This is a genomic window from Sphaerospermopsis sp. FACHB-1194, from assembly GCF_014696235.1.
In the GTDB taxonomy this organism is placed as follows: domain Bacteria; phylum Cyanobacteriota; class Cyanobacteriia; order Cyanobacteriales; family Nostocaceae; genus Sphaerospermopsis; species Sphaerospermopsis kisseleviana.
In genome coordinates, this window is record NZ_JACJPU010000073.1 from 1 (window position 1) to 17,088 (window position 17,088).

At 40.5% G+C, this 17,088-nt stretch carries 17 protein-coding genes; 11 read left to right on the forward strand and 6 right to left on the reverse strand.

Going from position 1 to position 17,088, the window contains the following annotated elements; translation table 11 throughout:
* Positions 1 to 861 (reverse strand): tetratricopeptide repeat protein (locus tag H6F45_RS24725; protein WP_190348666.1); only part of this gene is annotated, 861 nt, incomplete at its 3' end.
* A 214-nt stretch (positions 862 to 1,075) separates the two neighbouring features.
* On the opposite strand from H6F45_RS24725, the gene H6F45_RS24730 reads away from it, so the two are divergent.
* From H6F45_RS24730 to H6F45_RS24755, 6 genes are all read left to right on the forward strand, one after another.
* Positions 1,076 to 1,297, forward strand: coding sequence for a hypothetical protein (locus H6F45_RS24730; RefSeq protein ID WP_190348667.1), 222 nt, complete (start codon positions 1,076 to 1,078; stop codon positions 1,295 to 1,297).
* Complete coding sequence (locus H6F45_RS24735) at positions 1,294 to 1,713, forward strand: type II toxin-antitoxin system VapC family toxin (RefSeq protein WP_137668353.1); 420 nt, start codon at positions 1,294 to 1,296, stop codon at positions 1,711 to 1,713. The genes H6F45_RS24730 and H6F45_RS24735 overlap by 4 nt, the downstream gene beginning before the upstream one ends.
* A gap of 71 nt (positions 1,714 to 1,784) precedes the next feature.
* Positions 1,785 to 2,639 carry an ATP-binding cassette domain-containing protein gene (locus H6F45_RS24740; RefSeq protein WP_190348668.1) on the forward strand — a complete coding sequence of 285 codons (855 nt, stop codon included), beginning with the start codon at positions 1,785 to 1,787 and terminating at the stop codon, positions 2,637 to 2,639.
* Complete coding sequence (locus tag H6F45_RS24745; RefSeq protein WP_190348669.1) at positions 2,596 to 3,450, forward strand: ABC transporter permease; 855 nt, start codon at positions 2,596 to 2,598, stop codon at positions 3,448 to 3,450. Before H6F45_RS24740 ends, H6F45_RS24745 begins: the two co-directional genes overlap by 44 nt.
* A 19-nt stretch (positions 3,451 to 3,469) precedes the next feature.
* Complete coding sequence (locus H6F45_RS24750) at positions 3,470 to 3,928, forward strand: MarR family transcriptional regulator (protein ID WP_096572458.1); 459 nt, start codon at positions 3,470 to 3,472, stop codon at positions 3,926 to 3,928.
* A complete protein-coding gene (locus tag H6F45_RS24755; RefSeq protein WP_096572457.1) occupies positions 3,894 to 5,159 on the forward strand; it encodes an MFS transporter in 1,266 nt (421 codons plus the stop codon). Before H6F45_RS24750 ends, H6F45_RS24755 begins: the two co-directional genes overlap by 35 nt.
* A gap of 467 nt (positions 5,160 to 5,626) precedes the next feature.
* Here the strand turns inward: H6F45_RS24755 and H6F45_RS24760 are convergent, their stop codons facing one another.
* The 3 genes from H6F45_RS24760 to H6F45_RS24770 form a co-directional block, all read right to left on the reverse strand.
* Complete coding sequence (locus H6F45_RS24760; protein WP_137668350.1) at positions 5,627 to 6,226, reverse strand: thioredoxin family protein; 600 nt, start codon at positions 6,224 to 6,226, stop codon at positions 5,627 to 5,629.
* Positions 6,227 to 6,366: 140 nt separating this feature from the next.
* Positions 6,367 to 7,275: a TauD/TfdA family dioxygenase gene (locus H6F45_RS24765; RefSeq protein WP_096572455.1), complete on the reverse strand. Its 909-nt coding sequence runs from the start codon at positions 7,273 to 7,275 to the stop codon at positions 6,367 to 6,369.
* A gap of 44 nt (positions 7,276 to 7,319) precedes the next feature.
* Positions 7,320 to 7,991 (reverse strand): glutathione S-transferase family protein, encoded by a 672-nt coding sequence (locus H6F45_RS24770; protein WP_190348670.1) that lies wholly within the window; start codon positions 7,989 to 7,991, stop codon positions 7,320 to 7,322.
* A gap of 363 nt (positions 7,992 to 8,354) precedes the next feature.
* On the opposite strand from H6F45_RS24770, the gene H6F45_RS24775 reads away from it, so the two are divergent.
* Together H6F45_RS24775 and H6F45_RS24780 are read left to right on the forward strand one after the other, a co-directional pair.
* Positions 8,355 to 8,708 (forward strand): DOPA 4,5-dioxygenase family protein, encoded by a 354-nt coding sequence (locus H6F45_RS24775; protein ID WP_096572453.1) that lies wholly within the window; start codon positions 8,355 to 8,357, stop codon positions 8,706 to 8,708.
* A gap of 10 nt (positions 8,709 to 8,718) precedes the next feature.
* Positions 8,719 to 9,405 carry an HAD family hydrolase gene (locus tag H6F45_RS24780; RefSeq protein WP_190348671.1) on the forward strand — a complete coding sequence of 229 codons (687 nt, stop codon included), beginning with the start codon at positions 8,719 to 8,721 and terminating at the stop codon, positions 9,403 to 9,405.
* 247 nt (positions 9,406 to 9,652) lie between these two features.
* Here H6F45_RS24780 and H6F45_RS24785 read toward each other — a convergent pair whose 3' ends face one another.
* Positions 9,653 to 9,886 (reverse strand): AbrB/MazE/SpoVT family DNA-binding domain-containing protein, encoded by a 234-nt coding sequence (locus H6F45_RS24785; RefSeq protein WP_242052722.1) that lies wholly within the window; start codon positions 9,884 to 9,886, stop codon positions 9,653 to 9,655.
* 381 nt (positions 9,887 to 10,267) lie between these two features.
* On the opposite strand from H6F45_RS24785, the gene H6F45_RS27200 reads away from it, so the two are divergent.
* The 3 genes from H6F45_RS27200 (at position 10,268) to H6F45_RS24795 (ending at position 13,617) form a co-directional block, all read left to right on the forward strand.
* Complete coding sequence (locus tag H6F45_RS27200) at positions 10,268 to 10,399, forward strand: hypothetical protein (protein ID WP_277877028.1); 132 nt, start codon at positions 10,268 to 10,270, stop codon at positions 10,397 to 10,399.
* Between the two features lie 22 nt (positions 10,400 to 10,421).
* Positions 10,422 to 11,765, forward strand: a complete 1,344-nt coding sequence (locus H6F45_RS24790) for an LLM class flavin-dependent oxidoreductase (protein WP_137668347.1) — start codon at positions 10,422 to 10,424, stop codon at positions 11,763 to 11,765.
* Between the two features lie 313 nt (positions 11,766 to 12,078).
* Positions 12,079 to 13,617, forward strand: a complete 1,539-nt coding sequence (locus H6F45_RS24795) for an amidohydrolase family protein (RefSeq protein WP_190348672.1) — start codon at positions 12,079 to 12,081, stop codon at positions 13,615 to 13,617.
* Between the two features lie 477 nt (positions 13,618 to 14,094).
* On the opposite strand, the gene H6F45_RS24800 is transcribed toward H6F45_RS24795, so the two are convergent.
* A partial coding sequence (locus H6F45_RS24800) for a Calx-beta domain-containing protein (protein ID WP_190348673.1) occupies positions 14,095 to 17,088 on the reverse strand: 2,994 nt, incomplete at its 5' end.

The following is a 17,088-nucleotide window of genomic DNA, read 5'->3' on the forward strand; positions in this document are numbered from 1 at the left end:
TTGCTTATCTCCTAATTCAGAACGGACACCTCCCCGGTTGTTGTAGGCTTGGGCAAGGTTAGGATTAATCTTGATAGCTAGGTTGTAATCATCTATTGCTCCTTGCTTATCTCCTAATTCATTACGGGTAAGACCTCGGTTGAAGTAAGCATCTTCATTATTTGGTTTCAGTTGCAATACTTGAGTATAATAACCAAAAGCATTTTGATAATCTTCTTTCTCAAGACACTCATAACCTAAGCGCATATATTCGTCAGCTTCAGAAGATGTCAAACTTTCTAAATAGCTGCGTAAACCCCCAGCATAAAGCAATTCATCTATTTCCACCAAGGCTTTACCAGTATTCGAGTTAATCATATTTGTTGGTAAAAATCCCGCCAAAATCAGATTGTATTCAGCCTGAGCTTCGCTAACTTCCTCTTGAATTAAAATACAAACTAGAACAGCATTTTTTTCAATTTCTTCTCGACTAATTGACCATTGAATTTTATCAAAATTGCCATTCCGGGCTTTAACCTGAATACCAATTGATGAGTCAGAAGTTAAGGTAAAATCAACTTTTCCATCACCACCAACGCGCTTTTCATAGTCAACTTCCGTGACAAAATCAGCTAAACGGGATTTAACAACTTCCTCACCCAGTTTCCCCTTCATGTTGTTGATAAAGTAATTTTTGGGGTCGGTTGGTTTATACTTTTTCACCATTTCCCAGCAAAAATCCCGTAATTGGTCTAACCTTTGACCAGAAATGACAGTTAATTCACTATGTTGGCCTTTTTCGTCACAGTGGAGTAATTTAGCAGATTTAAGTCTTTGAATAAAATCAGTCTGTTGTGCCTTGAGTGGTGTTGTCCAGTCCATATTGGTTTAAATTTACTCTAGCGATATTTTTAAATAGAATGTTAATGGGAAAATTTCAGCTTAACACCTCAAGACATCGGACAGGTAATTGCTCAAGTAGGGTAAATTTGTAAGAGCTAAAATCTATCCATAATAATAGTATAGCGATCGCTCTGCTTTAGTCTAAACTCCAGGCTGAAAGTACAATAAAATTATCCTTCATTTAAACCCCATCATGGTTATCCCAGAACTCGAACAACAACTCCTTCAGCTTTCGCATAACGATAAACTGTATATTATTCAACTCCTTGCCCAAAGCCTAACTACAAGCAATACCAACTCAGAAAAACCTACTAAAATCTCAGAATTTTTCCGTCAATCCCCCCTAGCTGAACTCACTGAAGAACTCGACTTGAACCGCGATCGCAGTCTACCCCGCGATACCTTCAACCCATGACCTACCTTCTTGATACTTGTCTAATTTCTGAACTTGTTGCCAAACAACCAAATCAAAAAGTTTTAGATTGGGTAGATGCCCAAATTCCAGAAACACTTTACCTCAGTGTAATTACTATTGGCGAAATCGCTAGAGGCATCTGTAAACTTACTCCATCTAAGAGAAAAGAATCTCTCACAACTTGGCTAAATGAAACCCTACCCAATCGCTTTGAACACAGAATCTTAACTCTAGATGTCTCCACAATGGTGTTATGGGGAAATTTAATCTGTCAACTAGAACAGAATGTCCGACCTCTACCCGCTATGGATTCTTTAATTGCCGCTATCGCACTTCAACACTCTCTATCACTTGTTACTCGCAACGAAAAAGATTTTGCTGGGACTGGGGTTGTGATCATTAATCCTTGGTCTTGACTTTTAGAAAAAATATGCCACACTAATATTTAGATAAACTAAACATTTGAAAAAGGAAGTGTCTCCCCATCGTGACTAGACTAACGGGAAACATAGACTCTTCGGTAACATCTGCGCGAGTCCCGCAATCCGTAATATTGCAAACCTTGGAACTGACGCGCCGCTTTGAAAAATTTACAGCCGTTGATAATTTGAATATCTCCGTTGCATCGGGAGAAGTTTTTGGTTTACTCGGTCCCAACGGTGCTGGTAAAAGTACGGTAATTAAAATGCTAACTACTTTACTGCCCCTCAGTAGTGGTAAAGCATACTTAGGTGGTTATGATGTGACTCGTCAACCCGATGCAGTCAGAAGGGTGATAGGTTACGTACCCCAAGCTTTATCAGCAGATGGTAGCCTGACAGGTTATGAAAATCTTTTAATATTCGCTAAATTATACGATATACCCGCTAGAAGACGACAACAGCAGATTAAAGATGTGTTGGAATTTATGGGTTTAGAGGATGCAGCACATCGCTTAGTCAGAAATTATTCTGGGGGAATGATTCGTAAATTAGAAATTGCCCAGGCTATTTTACATCAACCGCAGATTTTATTTCTCGATGAGCCGACAGTGGGATTAGATCCCGTAGCGCGATCGCAAGTTTGGCAGCTAATGGAACAACTGCGTATAGAATTTGGCACAACCATCTTTTTAACTACCCACTTTTTAGAAGAAGCAGATACTCTGTGTCACCGAGTAGTAATCATGAATCAAGGTAAAGAAATTATCACTGGTTCACCCACAGAGTTAAAAGCAGCCATCGGCAAACCAGATGCAACCTTAGATGATGTCTTCATCCAATACGCAGGTAATCAATTAATATCAGGAGTGAGCTACAGTGAAACTGCAAGAACCAGACGTACCTCTCAACGGTTGGGTTGAAACCAGGCATTCTCGACCAAAAGGTATTTTGTCTGCGATCAAAAACTTATTTACTAAAACCCTGATAATTACTGAGTTAGAGGTAAGAAAACTGAGTCATGATCCCAGTGATTTAGTAATCAGGGCTGTACAACCGGCTTTATGGTTGATCATTTTTGGGCAAGTATTTACTCGGACTCGCGCTATACCCACAGGTGATATACCTTACCTAGATTTTATGACTCCCGGTATTTTAGCTCAAAGTGCGTTGTTTGTCGCTATTTTTACTGGGGGAATGACATTAATTTGGGAACGGGATTTAGGAGTTGTGCATAAATTTCTGGCTGCACCCATACCCCGCGCTGCCATTGTTTTGGGTAAAGGAATTGGTTCTGGTGTACGTTGCTTTTCCCAGGTGGTATTTATTTACCTGTTGGCTTTTTTGTTAGGTGTAAACCTAAATCACCATCCTTTGGCTTTCTTGCAGGTAGTTTTGATTGTGTTTTTGGGTGCTGGTTGTTTTTGCACTTTTTCATTAATCATTGGCTGTTTAGTGAAATCACGGGAGAGGTTTACGGGAATTGGGCAATTAATCACCATGCCGTTATTTTTTGCCAGCAATGCGATCTATCCTATTTCATTGATGCCAAGTTGGTTAAAGCTCATTTCTCACTTGAATCCTTTGACTTATGAAGTGGATGCTCTACGGGGTGCAATGCTGGCGCAGGGTTCAAGTATTTATGGGTTCGGGTTAGATTGTACAATTCTCTTGCTAACATTAATAGGTTTAACCTACATCTGTGGACGACTTTATCCACGGGTGGCGATGTAATCTGGAGAAAAACGGTCTTATGAGTTTGGATAAACCCTCTAAAGAATGTGCCGCTAGGGTGATGGAAACAGTTCCCTTATTGATGCGGTTTATCCGAGACGAAATGCGATCGCACAGTGCAGACTCTTTATCAATACCACAGTTGCGATCGCTCGCTTTTCTCAATCGCAATCCCGGTGCTTCTTTATCTGAGGTAGCAGATCATTTAGGTGTCACCTGTGCTACAGCATCAACAACTATTGAAAGACTTGTACAACGTCATCTGGTGCAACGCACTGATAACCCGCAAGAAAGACGGCGAGTAGTTTTGAATATCACCAGAGAAGGCAAGTCTTTATTAGAACAATCTCAGGAAAAAACTCGCGCTCATATTGCCGAAATTATCGAGGGTTTGACACCGGAACAATTATCACAAATTGAAGCAGGTTTGACTTTATTAAAAAATGTCTTCGAGCAAACAGAAACAAATCCACCCTAAAGATCAGGCTGCACACGATCCTTTTGCAGCCATGAGATTTCGAGATTATCGGTTATTTACTATTGGGCGTGTTCTCTTGTTTACAGGGGGACAAATGCAGACTGTCGCCATTGGTTGGGAACTTTATGAACGGACAAATTCCCCGATGGCCTTAGGTGGGGTAGGACTGGCACAGGTTCTACCGATGATTTTACTGACATTCATAGCAGGTCATGTGGCAGATAAGTATAACCGCCAGCGTACTACCTTACTGGCAATTTTCATGCTGGCACTTTGTTCACTGGGTTTAGGAGTTATTTCTTACAGCAAAGGGGCAATTTTCCTAGTTTATGCCTGTTTAGCGTTTATGGGTGTAGCGAGGGCATTTTTGAAGCCTGCCAGTGATGCGCTGATGTGGCAGTTGATACCGACTCATGTGTTTGCGAATGCAGCAACTTGGGTAAGTAGTAGTTTTCAGTTAGCGTCAGTGATTGGACCTGCTTTGGGAGGATTTGCGATCGCACTTTTCAAGAGTGCTACCCCAGTTTATATAGTGGCGGCGATCGCCTGTCTATTATGTTTCGCCTCTGTTGCAGCTATTAAACCTCAAAAAACCGACTTTGCCAAAGAACCAATATCTTTAAAATCCCTAGCTGCGGGGGCGGAGTTTGTTTGGAATAATCAAATTATTCTCGCTGCTATTACCTTAGATTTATTTGCGGTTTTGTTGGGTGGTGCAGTGGCATTATTACCCGTCTATGCCAAAGATATTTTACAAGTTGGTCCAGTGGAATTAGGCTATTTACAAGCAGCACCATCCATAGGTGCATTGATCATGGCCGCATTGTTGGTATATTTGCCACCTATCCGCAAAGCCGGACTTGCGTTACTGTGGTCAGTTGCCGGGTTTGGGGTGGTAACAATTATCTTTGGTTTATCCCGTTGGGTGTGGTTGTCGTTGTTAATGTTGGCGTTAACTGGGGCTTTAGATAGTATTAGTGTGGTAATTCGTCATACTTTAGTACAAATTAAAACCCCTGATCATTTACGGGGAAGAGTTGCGGCTATCAATAGTGTATTTATTAGTGCGTCTAATGAGTTGGGGGGTTTTGAATCTGGCGCGGTTGCGGCTTTATTTGGACCTGTTTTCTCTGTGGTTAGTGGGGGAATAGGTACGATTTTGGTGGTGGTTGTGACGGCGATGATTTGGCCGGAGATTAGGAAGTTGGGCGCGTTGCATGAGGATTTATAGTCAGAATCAGGATTTATAGGATTTACAGGATTTGATTATCTTAGGACTTGTGGACAAGTCACGAAATAATGAACCACGAAGATACGAAGGACACGAAGTTAAGAGGGTTTTAAAGAGATTTTGGGTAAGTCCTGTAGCTGTATTTTTTTCATCCTGTTAATCCTTTAATCCTGGGTATCCTGATATGGCTTGCGCCACGCTATCAGACATTTTCATCTATCTAATTTTCCAACCAGTTCTACAATTGTAAGTTAGGAATATTACAGCAGTTTTCATGTCTTTAGACCACAGTAAGGGCGAAGCATTCGGATGATAGTCTTAGGTAAAAACCGATAATTAATTATCCGAATGCTTCGCCCCTACTAAATTTTAAAAAAAGCAAATTATATTTAAGAAAAGGCAAGAGATGATCCTCTCCTGCCTTCCGCATATTCTTGCTGTATCAAATGCCACTTATTATTGATTGATTACCCAACCGCTACAGGAACTTTATAATAAACCGGCTCATTCCCTGCTTTCCATTTAATATTACAACCAATACTCGGCTTTTGTTCCCAAATAATTTCCTGATCAGCTAAAACATAATTAATTGCTTTCCGTAAATCTTGTCCAGTTACAGGTAAACCATTTTTCGGACGACTATCATCTAATTGTCCCCGATAAGCCAGCTTTCTATTAGCATTAAATACAAAAAAGTCTGGAGTACAAGCTGCAAAAAAATCTTTAGCTGCTTTTTGACTTTCATCATAAAGCAAAGGATAGGATAAATCTATTTCTTGGGCAAAATCTTTAAGTAATTCTGGTGCATCATCAGGATGAGTATTAATATCATTAGAACTAATTGCTAAAATACCCACATTTCTATTTTTGTAATCTTGTCCTAACTTTGCTAATTCAAATTTGATATGTTGCACAAAAGGACAATGACGACTAACAAAGATAACTACCAATACTTTCTTATCAGCAAAATTCGCCAATGAAATCGTTTTACCTGTTACTATATCTGGGAGATTAAATTTAGGTGCTAAAGTTCCCAAAGGTAACATTGTTGAAGGTGTTAAAGGCATAAAATCCAATTCCTTTAATTTTCCAATTACAATTATTTAATGCTTTTAAACCTAAAACCTCTCTCCAAACCTCTCTCCTTGTAAGAGAGAGGCTTTGATTTCCCGCCTTCCCTAAAAGGAAAGGGGGTTAGGGGGTTAGGTCAAGCTGCTACAAGATTGGGAATATATGCGGAAGAATCTCCTTTAATGGCTTGACTATATTTACCATCAATTCCTAAAGGAAGATCACCAGCAATGGTTACACGCTGCACACGACGGGGTTGATCTCCATAATCGGCGATCGCATAATGTTGAGTAGCTCGGTTATCCCAAAATGCTACATCTCCAACTTGCCAACGCCAACGCACTGTATTCTCAGGTCGTGTAATATAAGATTGCAATAAGCGCAGAATATCGGCTGATTCAGTGGGAGATAAACCGCGAATTTGCCGCACAAAACCACCAATAAATAGACCTTTTTCCCCAGATTCAGGGTGAATTCTCACCACTGGATGCAGTGTTTCATACACCGTAGAAGTAAACACATCCCGGTAAGATTTCACTTCTTCCGGTATATCAAAGGCTGTGGCATAATCATAGGCATTACTATGTACTGCCCAAAGTTGATCCGCTAAATTCCGCAAATGCTCCGGTAAATCTTGGTATGCAGTCACCGAATTTGCCCAAATAGTATCCCCTCCCGCCGGCGGAATTACCAATGCCCGCAAGACTGAGCCAAGGGGCGGACGATCTACAAATGTAACATCGGTGTGCCAGTTATTCGCACGGGCAACGGTACGGCTGTAATCTAAGTCCAATACTTCTGGATATCCAGGAAGTGATGGAACTGTGGGATGTGCAGTAGTTATTTTACCAAAACGACGGGCAAAATTTACTTGTCCATTAGCATCTAGTTCTTGTCCACGGAAGAAAATGACTTTATATTGAACCAAGGCTTTTCTAATTTCGCTGATGATTTCATCACTAAGATTTTCAGCTAAATTAACACCTTTAATTTTTGCACCGATACGTCCAGCAATTGGTTTAACTTCTATGTTTTGATAACTCATAAATCTGTGTTCTCAATTTAGGAATAGTTGAATGCAGCGTTTGACTAAGCAGCTACAGGAACAGGAGCAGCAAATTTAGCATATCGCTCAATATAGAACTCTTTGGAGTGAGCGATCGCCTTTACCGATTCCCTTTCTTTAAGCGCGTGTTTCCACTGTTTCAAACGAGTAAATTCAGCAGGGATACCAAAGCCACGATAATGTTTAAGAGCGCCCCATCTTTCAAACCAGGGGAAAAAGGTAAAGTCAACCAAACTGATAGATTCACCAAACCAGTAGGGACCATCTCCCGAAAGTTTTCCTAAACCTTCATTTTCAATAAATTCTAGATGTTTGTAGAGTTCTTTTTTAGCTTCTTCTTGTTTTTGGAAATCTGGACTGCGTAACAGTGTAGAAAAAGCAGGAACTAATCTAGTATTAGCAAAATCTATCCAAATTCTAGCCTGAGCTTTGGCAATGGGGTTACTAGGTAAAAGCGGGGGGTTAGGAAACACTTCATCCAGATATTCATTAATAACTGCTGATTCCCAAATTCGATTTTCTCCATGAGTAATTGCAGGTACTTTTCCATAGGGAGAAACTTTTGTAAAACCTTCTGGTTTATTCTGTAAATCAATTTCAATCAAATCAAAATCAATCCCCTTTTCTTGAAGTACCAAGCGGGTACGGTGAGCATAAGGACAAACAACCGCACTATAAATTTTAATGTCAGCCATGTTTAAATTCCTTAGTAAATTAGGATTTGTGTTTGGGAAATTTGTTGACATGAAAAACCCAAATCTTAAATAGTCAGTAGTTACTTGCAATACCGAAACTGACGCAGACATAACTATCGCCAGTTATCTGTGCATCACCCTTGAGGGGGTTGAATAATTTATTGATGACTTGAGAGAAATCAGAAACTACAAATTATTGACCGATTTATCGGGGATTGTGTTAGTAGTATTGCATGACTAAAAAGAAATTTCAAGTGGTTTTACAAAAAATCTGTGTTTGACTAAATTTATGGCTTACGAATGATTAGTATATCTAAATAATGGTTAAGTTATACTTGAGAGCAAGAGGTGAAATCAAGAACAATGAATACAAATACTGAGATTACTGGGTTTCATGCACATATTTATTTTGATACCGTCAGTCGTGAAGCGGCTGCTCGTGTCAGAGAAGGTTTAGGTGCTAAATTTGATGTAAGATTGGGGCGTTGGCATGAACAACCTATAGGACCACACCCGAAATCAATGTATCAAGTGGCTTTTTTACCACATCAGTTTGGTGAAGTTGTGACTTGGTTAATGCTTAACCGTGAAGATTTGGATGTTTTAGTTCACCCAGAAACGGGAGATGATGTCAAAGATCATACCGATAATGCTCTGTGGTTGGGAGAAAAACTACAGTTAAATATTGAGTTTCTGCAAAGGTTGAAAACTATTTAAACTTACCAAAATGCTTTGTCGCACAGTCCTTTTTGACCTAGATGGAACTCTAACTGATCCTAAAACGGGGATTACTCGCTGTATTCAGTATGCTTTATCGGAACTTGGTTATCAACCACCAGATGCTAATGAATTACTTTGGTGTATTGGACCACCTCTAAAAAGCAGTTTTTCCCAGTTATTGCAAACCTCTGATGACACATTACTGGAGGAGGCAATTTCACTATATCGTAGTCGCTTTTCTACAATTGGGTTATGTGAAAACTCTCTTTATCCGCAAATTCCCGAAACCCTAAAAATTATTCGTGCTGCTGGTTATCAGACTTTTGTAGCGACTTCTAAACCTCAAATTTATGCTACACGCATTATTGAATATTTTGATTTAGCACCTTTGTTTGATGGTGTTTATGGTAGTGAATTAGATGGTAATAGAAGTGTAAAAGGTGATTTAATTTCCTACATTATAGAGAGGGAAAGTCTTTTACATTCTTCTGTAGTTATGGTAGGCGATCGCTCTCATGATATTATTGGAGCTAAGAAAAATAATATTGCTTCAATTGGTGTGACTTATGGCTATGGAAGTAGGGAGGAATTGGAAGCTCATAAAGCTGATTTAATTGCTGATTATCCAGATGAGATTCCTACATTAGTAAGCTGTTGTGCAGCTAGATTGTATAATAGGGAATTAGGTAACTAAGAGGTTGTCTTAAAAGTTTTCGGCGAATATAATTCGCTACTACACAAACAAAGTCCACCTGCGTGGACTAACGAAAAATTAAGGATTTGAAACTTGCGTAGGCAGGTTTTGTCTGTGTAGATGTGATTTTTAATCGCCTAAGTTAGACTTTTCAAACATCCTCTAAGACAGATTTATTCACTTAAATACTCCTGTCTGCGTTCTTGGATGAGTTCATCTACCAAGTTTCTATCAGGTGATTTATCTTTTAATATTTTAATAAACCTCTTAATTTTTTAACTTGTTGTTTGAGGCTGACTAATTGGAGTTTTCCGTTATCTTCCAGAGTTAAAATTAATCTATCTCCAGATTGTAAATTAAGTATTTGTTGGATTTCTTGGGGTAAAGTTAAACGTCCTTCCGGTTCAATATCAAGTTTATAGTGTTGAGGACTTGATGAATTAGGAAGTGTCATAGCTTGATATTTCCTTATTTTATACATATTTCTAGTTTAGCAAAAATCACAGCCTTCGTAAGTTGGGAAAATTATTTTCATTTATTTACTACCTGTACTCTGGAGTTTTTATACTTATATTTTAAGCTACTTTTATTTTACCCAGTAGTTAATACAAGTATAATTGTACTATATATTTTTTAAATTGAGCGATCTGCTTGCAGCAGCGCTTCGCTATCGCCCACTCTGCACACTCTAGAGCCGTCAAATATTTAGAATCTCTAAAAATTAGCCGCCAATAAATTTAGTTCACCATATTTTTTATAAAAAGGTACTTGCTTTTTCATGAGAGTTATGAGATTCTACTATTAATCTACGATAAATCAGTCGAGATACAGTAGTTTTATCAACAACCCACCACTAACGCTAATGCCTATAACTATAGCTAAGGAGTTGAAAAAGCTTTCCCAACAAATAAATATCAAATATGCAGCAGTCACATTGACATATCTGACAACTGCTATCCCAGAAAATTTTTATCATCCTATATTCATTGAGTAAAAAATATTACTTGGAGTCTGATATGGGCAAACAACAAAAACAACTAAGACTAGGTGCATTTTTACCCGGAGCAGGTCAGCACGTAGCAGCTTGGCGACATCCTCAAGCACGGAGTAATGGCGCTCTCAACTTTGAGCATTATAAACAGATAGCCCAGACAGCCGAGCGCGGTAAATTCGACGCATTTTTTCTAGCTGATGGTTTAGCCTTACAACATCGTCCCGGTGCAGAAGGCCGGACAGCCTTTGGTGGAGACTTTGAACCTGTAACCCTATTTTCAGCCTTGTCTGCGGTGACAGAAAAGATTGGTTTTATCGCTACAGCCTCTACCACCTATGAAGATCCCTATATTCTCGCACGCAAATTTGCTTCCTTAGATCATATCTCCGGGGGGAGAGCCGGCTGGAATGTAGTGACAACAGGAAGTAGTGAAGCTGCTGGGAATTTCGGTTTAGAAGCCCATCCTATTCACGCAGAACGCTACATCCGCGCCCACGAATTTATTGATGTGGTTAAAGGTCTTTGGGATAGCTGGGAAGACGATGCTTTTGTCCGTGATAAAGAAACAGCTTTTTACTATGATCCCAATAAAATACATCAACTTAACCATAAAGGTAGATTCTTTTCCGTGCGCGGACCATTAAACATTGCCCGTCCGCCCCAAGGTCATCCTGTAATTGTACAAGCAGGTTCTTCTGAAGATGGTAAAGAATTAGCTGGTAAAACTGCCGAAGTGATATTTACTGCTCAACAAACCTTAGAAGATGCTCAAGCCTTCTACGCAGATGTTAAAGGTAGATTAGCAAAATATGGACGTACTCCGGATCAACTCAAAGTTATGCCCGGTGTTTTTCCAGTGGTAGGACTAACAGAAGCAGACGCAAAAGCCAAATATCAGGAATTACAGGATTTAATACATCCCCAAGTTGGTTTAGCTTTATTACAAGGACTGATAGGGACGGATCTTTCTGCCTATCCCCTGGATGGACCATTGCCAGATTTACCAGAAACCAATGATAACAAAAGCCGCCAAGCATTATTAATTGATATTGCTCGTAGACACAATTTTACCATTCGGGAACTGTATCAATGGATTGCAGGAGCGCGTGGTCATTGGACAATTATCGGTACACCAGTACAAATTGCAGATCAACTAGAAAGCTGGTTTCTCAATGACGCTGCTGATGGCTTCAATATTATGCCTCCTTATCTTCCTGGTGGATTAGATGATTTTGTTGATTTAGTAATTCCTGAACTACAACGTCGGGGTTTATTCCGCACTGAGTATGAAGGTACAACTCTGCGGGAAAATCTGGGTTTATCTCGTCCAGTTAATCAATTTCAAAAAGTATTAGCAGCAGTTTAAATAATTGGATTTCGCGCAGAGACGCAAAGGAGCAAAGTTTTAGATTTTAAATCCAAGGTTAAAGAAAATTTATTGTTCCCTTAGATCCCGTCAGCACAGACGTTAAAAGCCTACCGGAGTCTATGCAGACTATTGGAAAGTTAGGCTTGTCCAAAAAACAAGAATCTTCAATCTCACGTATTAAACCCAAGTCAAAATCAACAGCATGATCTCCCACAGATCCCCGATTTTTTGAAAATTCATAACTTTTAAATTCTGCAATTGTTTGAGAAGTCAGGGATCTAAGTTGTCTTGTAACTTTTCTAAGGAAAATATGACTAAATATAGCAAATTGAAAAGCTCTCCCTCCGCCGCAGTTAGAGCCAATCTGGATTATCCTGTCATTGATACTGATGTTCACACTAATGACTTTACTTCTGCCCTTGAGGATTATATTGCTCACTACGGCGGTGTGAAGCTGGTAGATGAATTACGCAAGGCTGAATCTTCTCGTCTTAATCCCAAGAGTGAAGGTAAAGACTGGTATCAACAAACTCCTGAAGAACGTCAATATAACCGGACATTGCGATCACCTTGGTGGGCTAGAGTTACCCGTAATACTTTAGATTTGGCTACCTACACTCTCCCTGCATTACTCTATGAACGTCAAGGGGAGCAAGGTTCAGATTATTCTGTATTATTTCCCAATAATGCCTTAGCTGCGGCTGGTGCAAGTAAGGAGAATCGGCAATTATTGCAACGGGCAATTAATCACTATCATGCTGATATTTACCGCAAATATAGCGATCGCCTAACAGTAGTAGCTGGTATCCCCATGACTACCCCCCAAGAAGCGATTGAAGAGTTGGAGTTTGCTGTAAAAACACTGGGGCTGAAAGTGGCAAATATCCCTGGTGGTGTGAGACGGCCAATTAAGGCGATCGCAGATAAATACCCAGCCGATCAATTCCCAGAAATTGGCAAATATGCCTCTTACATTGACTTTTTCGGGCTAGATAGCGAATATGACTATGATCCCTTCTGGGCTAAAGCCGTTGAATTAGGTGTACCTCTCACCACCCATTACGGTAGTCAAGGATGGACTGGACGCTCCTCCATTAGTAACTACATGAACAACCACATCGGTCACTTTGCTGATGGTTCACAAGCATTTGCCAAAGCATTGTTCTTTGGTGGTGTAACTAGACGCTTCCCCCAATTGCGTATCGGTATGTTGGAAGGTGGGGCAGATTGGGGCGCTCACGTCTACATTCATTTAGTAGACCGTTTCTCCAAGCGCAATTTAGAAGGACTGCAAAACTATAACCCAGATTTAGCTAATCCTGATGAGTTGTTTGAGTTGTTTGCAGAGTATGGTGGAGAAATTACTCAAGGACATTCCCTCAGCAAAGAGGAATTGACTAAAAGTGTACTAGGAGCTTCCTTCAACCGTCACAGTCGTTCACCAGTGGGTAGCGAATTGGAAGATTTTGGTGCAGCAGGGATTCAATCAATTGAAGATATACGCGATCGCTGGGTGAATAGTTTCTTCTTTGGTTCTGAATCAGATGATCGTACTATTGCTGCGGCATTCAACGATAAAGCCAACCCCTTGGGAGTCAAAATTAACGCCATTTACTCCTCTGATGTTGGTCACTGGGATGTACCCGATCTCACCGCGCCTTTAGCTGAAAGCTGGGATTTGGTGAGAGAAGGCGTAATTTCTGAAGCTGACTTCAAAACTTATGTATTTGGCAATCCCTATAAATTCTACACCCAAGCCAACCCTGATTTCTTCAAAGGTACAGCCGTAGAATCTAAACTACCTAAGACCGAATCTCAAGTAGAGAACAAAACCTTAGTGGGTGTGTAAATGACCTGGTGAGGTTGCGCCAAAAAAAAAGAGTATCCAATCTTCTGGGATGGGCATCTTGCCTGTCCTTGATAATTAGCTTTTCGTCCCGCACCACCAGAAATTTTTGGATGTTAGCACCAATATAGCCCACCTTCCGCACCCTAAACTGTCACACAACGAAGATTGACCGTTTGGGGATTTGAGATTGGCGAACTGCTTGCAGCAGCGCTTCGCTATCGCCACCTAAGATTTAGACTATTTTGTATCAAAATTATCCTCAAAGGTATTCAAAAATCCGAAATTACCGATTATGATACTAGGGGGTGCGGAATGTGGGTTACAATCAAAATAATCATTAATAATTGAAAATTGAAAATTGAAAATTGAAAATTGAAAATTGAAAATTGATAATTGATAATTGACAATTAATTATTTTTCTCGCTCCCGTATTCTGTATTATGGGAACGAGAAAACTGTTTTTGTCTCCTCTAAAGACTACACAACCAAACTGAAATCACTACTGCTAAGAGTGATATCAACATTACCTATACGGGCAAACTCAAACACTGTTCCTGCACCTAAAACATTACCATCCTGGTTATAGAAAAGACTACCAGAACCTTGACTATAAACAATTCGGGCATTACTAGCGTTGACAAACTCATCATCAGTAACCACCGCAAAGTCAGTTAAAGTCTGTCCTACAGTATTAGTAATGGCATTAAAGGTAGTTTTACTGAGTAAAATCTTGTCTAGTGTGGCTTCAAACTCGCTAATGTAATCAACGCCTAAGCTGGTATTAAATACACTATTAGTTTGAAAAAGATATTGATCATTACCTAGTCCACCTGTGAGGATATCATCACCCAGTCCTCCCCAGAGGCTATCATTGCCAGCACCACCATTGAGGATATCATTACCAGCACCTCCCCAGATTGTATCATTTCCTGCTAAACCTTGCAGTTGATCACTGCCATCACCACCACTCAGGGTATTATTCAGTGTATTACCTGTTAAACGGTCATTTCCTGTACCACCTGTCGCATTTTCAATGACGTTATTAGCAGAAAGAATGAGTTTGAGATTACTATTGACTGTTTGTGATGTAGTGACACCTAAATTCAAATTTACAGCAGCAGTAGTACCAGTAAAGTCAACAGTATCTGTTCCCCCAGTTGTTATTTCTGTAATTGTGTCAGTTCCTAAAGCAGAATTGGCTACAAAACCATAAGTATCATTACCATCTAACCCAGTAAGAGTATTATTGGCACTATTACCCCTGATGACGTTATTACCTGCATTACCTGTACCATTGATAGCAGATGTTCCTGTGAGGGTCAGGTTTTCTACATTTGCGGGTAGGGTAGTGGTAAAGGCAGCGGTTAAGGTATCGGTGATGGTTGTAGTCGCAGTTTGAGCAGTACCCAAGGTGGCATTAGTTGGGTTAGTTAACGTTAGGGTAAAGGTTTCATTGGCTTCATTAATGGAATTATTGACAATGGGGATAATGATATTTTGACTGGTAATACCAGGGTTAAATGTGAGAGTGCCGCTAGTGCTGGTGTAGTCTGACACTGCTGTAGCTGTACCGTTTGCAGTGGCATATTGAACGGTGATAATTTGGCTGCTGGAGTTGGAAAGAGTGACTGTATAGCTGACATTTTGGGGACTGGTGAAACCTTCCACAACCGTTTGGTTAGCACTGAGGTTAATGGTGAGAGAGGGTGCAACATCATCATTAGTAATAGTTCCTGTTACCGCAGTGGTTGTACCAACGGTGTAACCTGTACCAGCAGCTAATGTTAACGCTACGGTTTCATTAGCTTCAACTGTGGTATCTGCGGTGGGGTCTATGGTTAGGGTTGCGGTACTCGAACCAGCAGCAAAGGTGATGGTTTTGCCTGTTCCGGGTGTTGCACCTGTATAGTCTGTACTATCTGCTGTTCCAGCGATGCTGTAGTTAACAGTTAAGGCATTGCTGGTGACACCAGTTCTGGTGAAGGTATAAACTAGATTGGCTGTTCCATCTTCAGTGACGCTGCTGGGAGATACAGCTAGGGTAACGCTAGTATCGTCATTAGTAATAGTTCCCGTGACGGCGGTGGTTGTACCAACGGTGTAACCTGTACCCGCAGCTAATGTTAACGCTACGGTTTCATTAGCTTCAACGGTGGTATCTGCGGTGGGATCTATGGTTAGGGTTGCGGTACTCGAACCAGCAGCAAAAGTAATGGTTTTGCCTGTTCCGGGTGTTGCACCTGTATAGTCTGTACTATCTGCTGTTCCAGCTATGTTGTAGTTAACAGTTAAGGCATTGCTGGTGACACCAGTTCTGGTGAAGGTATAAACTAGATTGGCTGTTCCATCTTCAGTGACGCTGCTGGGAGATACAGCTAGGGTAACGCTAGTATCGTCATTAGTAATAGTTCCCGTGACGGCGGTGGTTGTACCAACGGTGTAACCTGTACCCGCAGCTAATGTTAACGCTACGGTTTCATTAGCTTCAACGGTGGTATCTGCGGTGGGATCTATGGTTAGGGTTGCGGTACTTGAACCTGCTGCAAAGGTAATGGTTTTGCCTGTTCCCGGTGTTGCACCTGTATAGTCGGTACTGGCTGCTGTACCTGCAATATTATAGTTTACTGTCAGGGGGTTGGTTGTTAGACCTGTGCGGGTGAAGGTATAAACTAGGTTGGCTGTTCCGTTTTCGGTAACGCTGCTGGGAGATACAGCTAGGGTAATAGAGGGTAAAGCTACATCATCATTATTGATAGTACCCTGACCTTGAGCATCGACAATAGTGGCATTTGTCGGGTTACTCAGGTTAACAAAGAATGTCTCGTTACCCTCAACAGTTGTATCACCAAGAATAGATATTGCAATGGTTTTAGTAGTTTCATTTGTGGCAAAAGTGAGAGTACCAGAAGTGCTAGTAAAGTCACTACCTGCTGTTGCTGTACCATTAGCAGTGGCATAGTTAACTGTGATAGGTTGACTGGCAGTACCAGAACGGGTGACAGTAAACACTGCATTAGTTGTACCGCTATTACCTTCTGTGATAGTTACATCATTAATGGAGAGGGTTGGTAAACCATCATTATCAGTAATAGTTATGGTTTGATCTGAAAATTGTACTTTTTGGATTCCATACAATGTATCTATACCATCACGATTATTGACAGAATCGGTAATGGTAAATACTCCTCCTGAACTGGTAATTTGATATTGGGAACGAGTACCTGAATAAACAGCAGTATCACTTCCCGCACCACCATAAAGGGTATCATTACCAACACCACCAAATAACCTATCATCTCCCTGTTCCCCAAATAAACGGTCATCACCTCCATTTCCTTGTAGTGTATCATTACCGAAACCACCAAACAAATCATCTCGATAACCAGTTCCCGTGAAAGTGTCATCAACCACCGCAGTCTTGAAATTAAAATCAGTGGCTTGCAGTTGAGTTTTGCTAATACCATTAATTTT

Coding starts and splice junctions, on each gene's coding strand:
- H6F45_RS24730 (WP_190348667.1), top strand. CDS start 1,076: ATGGTTATCCCAGAACTCGAACAACAACTCCTTCAGCTTTCGCATAAC.
- H6F45_RS24735 (WP_137668353.1), top strand. CDS start 1,294: ATGACCTACCTTCTTGATACTTGTCTAATTTCTGAACTTGTTGCCAAA.
- H6F45_RS24750 (WP_096572458.1), top strand. CDS start 3,470: ATGAGTTTGGATAAACCCTCTAAAGAATGTGCCGCTAGGGTGATGGAA.
- H6F45_RS24755 (WP_096572457.1), top strand. CDS start 3,894: ATGTCTTCGAGCAAACAGAAACAAATCCACCCTAAAGATCAGGCTGCA.
- H6F45_RS24760 (WP_137668350.1), bottom strand. CDS start 6,226: ATGCCTTTAACACCTTCAACAATGTTACCTTTGGGAACTTTAGCACCT.
- H6F45_RS24765 (WP_096572455.1), bottom strand. CDS start 7,275: ATGAGTTATCAAAACATAGAAGTTAAACCAATTGCTGGACGTATCGGT.
- H6F45_RS24770 (WP_190348670.1), bottom strand. CDS start 7,991: ATGGCTGACATTAAAATTTATAGTGCGGTTGTTTGTCCTTATGCTCAC.
- H6F45_RS24775 (WP_096572453.1), top strand. CDS start 8,355: ATGAATACAAATACTGAGATTACTGGGTTTCATGCACATATTTATTTT.
- H6F45_RS24780 (WP_190348671.1), top strand. CDS start 8,719: ATGCTTTGTCGCACAGTCCTTTTTGACCTAGATGGAACTCTAACTGAT.
- H6F45_RS24785 (WP_242052722.1), bottom strand. CDS start 9,886: ATGTATAAAATAAGGAAATATCAAGCTATGACACTTCCTAATTCATCA.
- H6F45_RS27200 (WP_277877028.1), top strand. CDS start 10,268: ATGCCTATAACTATAGCTAAGGAGTTGAAAAAGCTTTCCCAACAAATA.
- H6F45_RS24790 (WP_137668347.1), top strand. CDS start 10,422: ATGGGCAAACAACAAAAACAACTAAGACTAGGTGCATTTTTACCCGGA.
- H6F45_RS24795 (WP_190348672.1), top strand. CDS start 12,079: ATGACTAAATATAGCAAATTGAAAAGCTCTCCCTCCGCCGCAGTTAGA.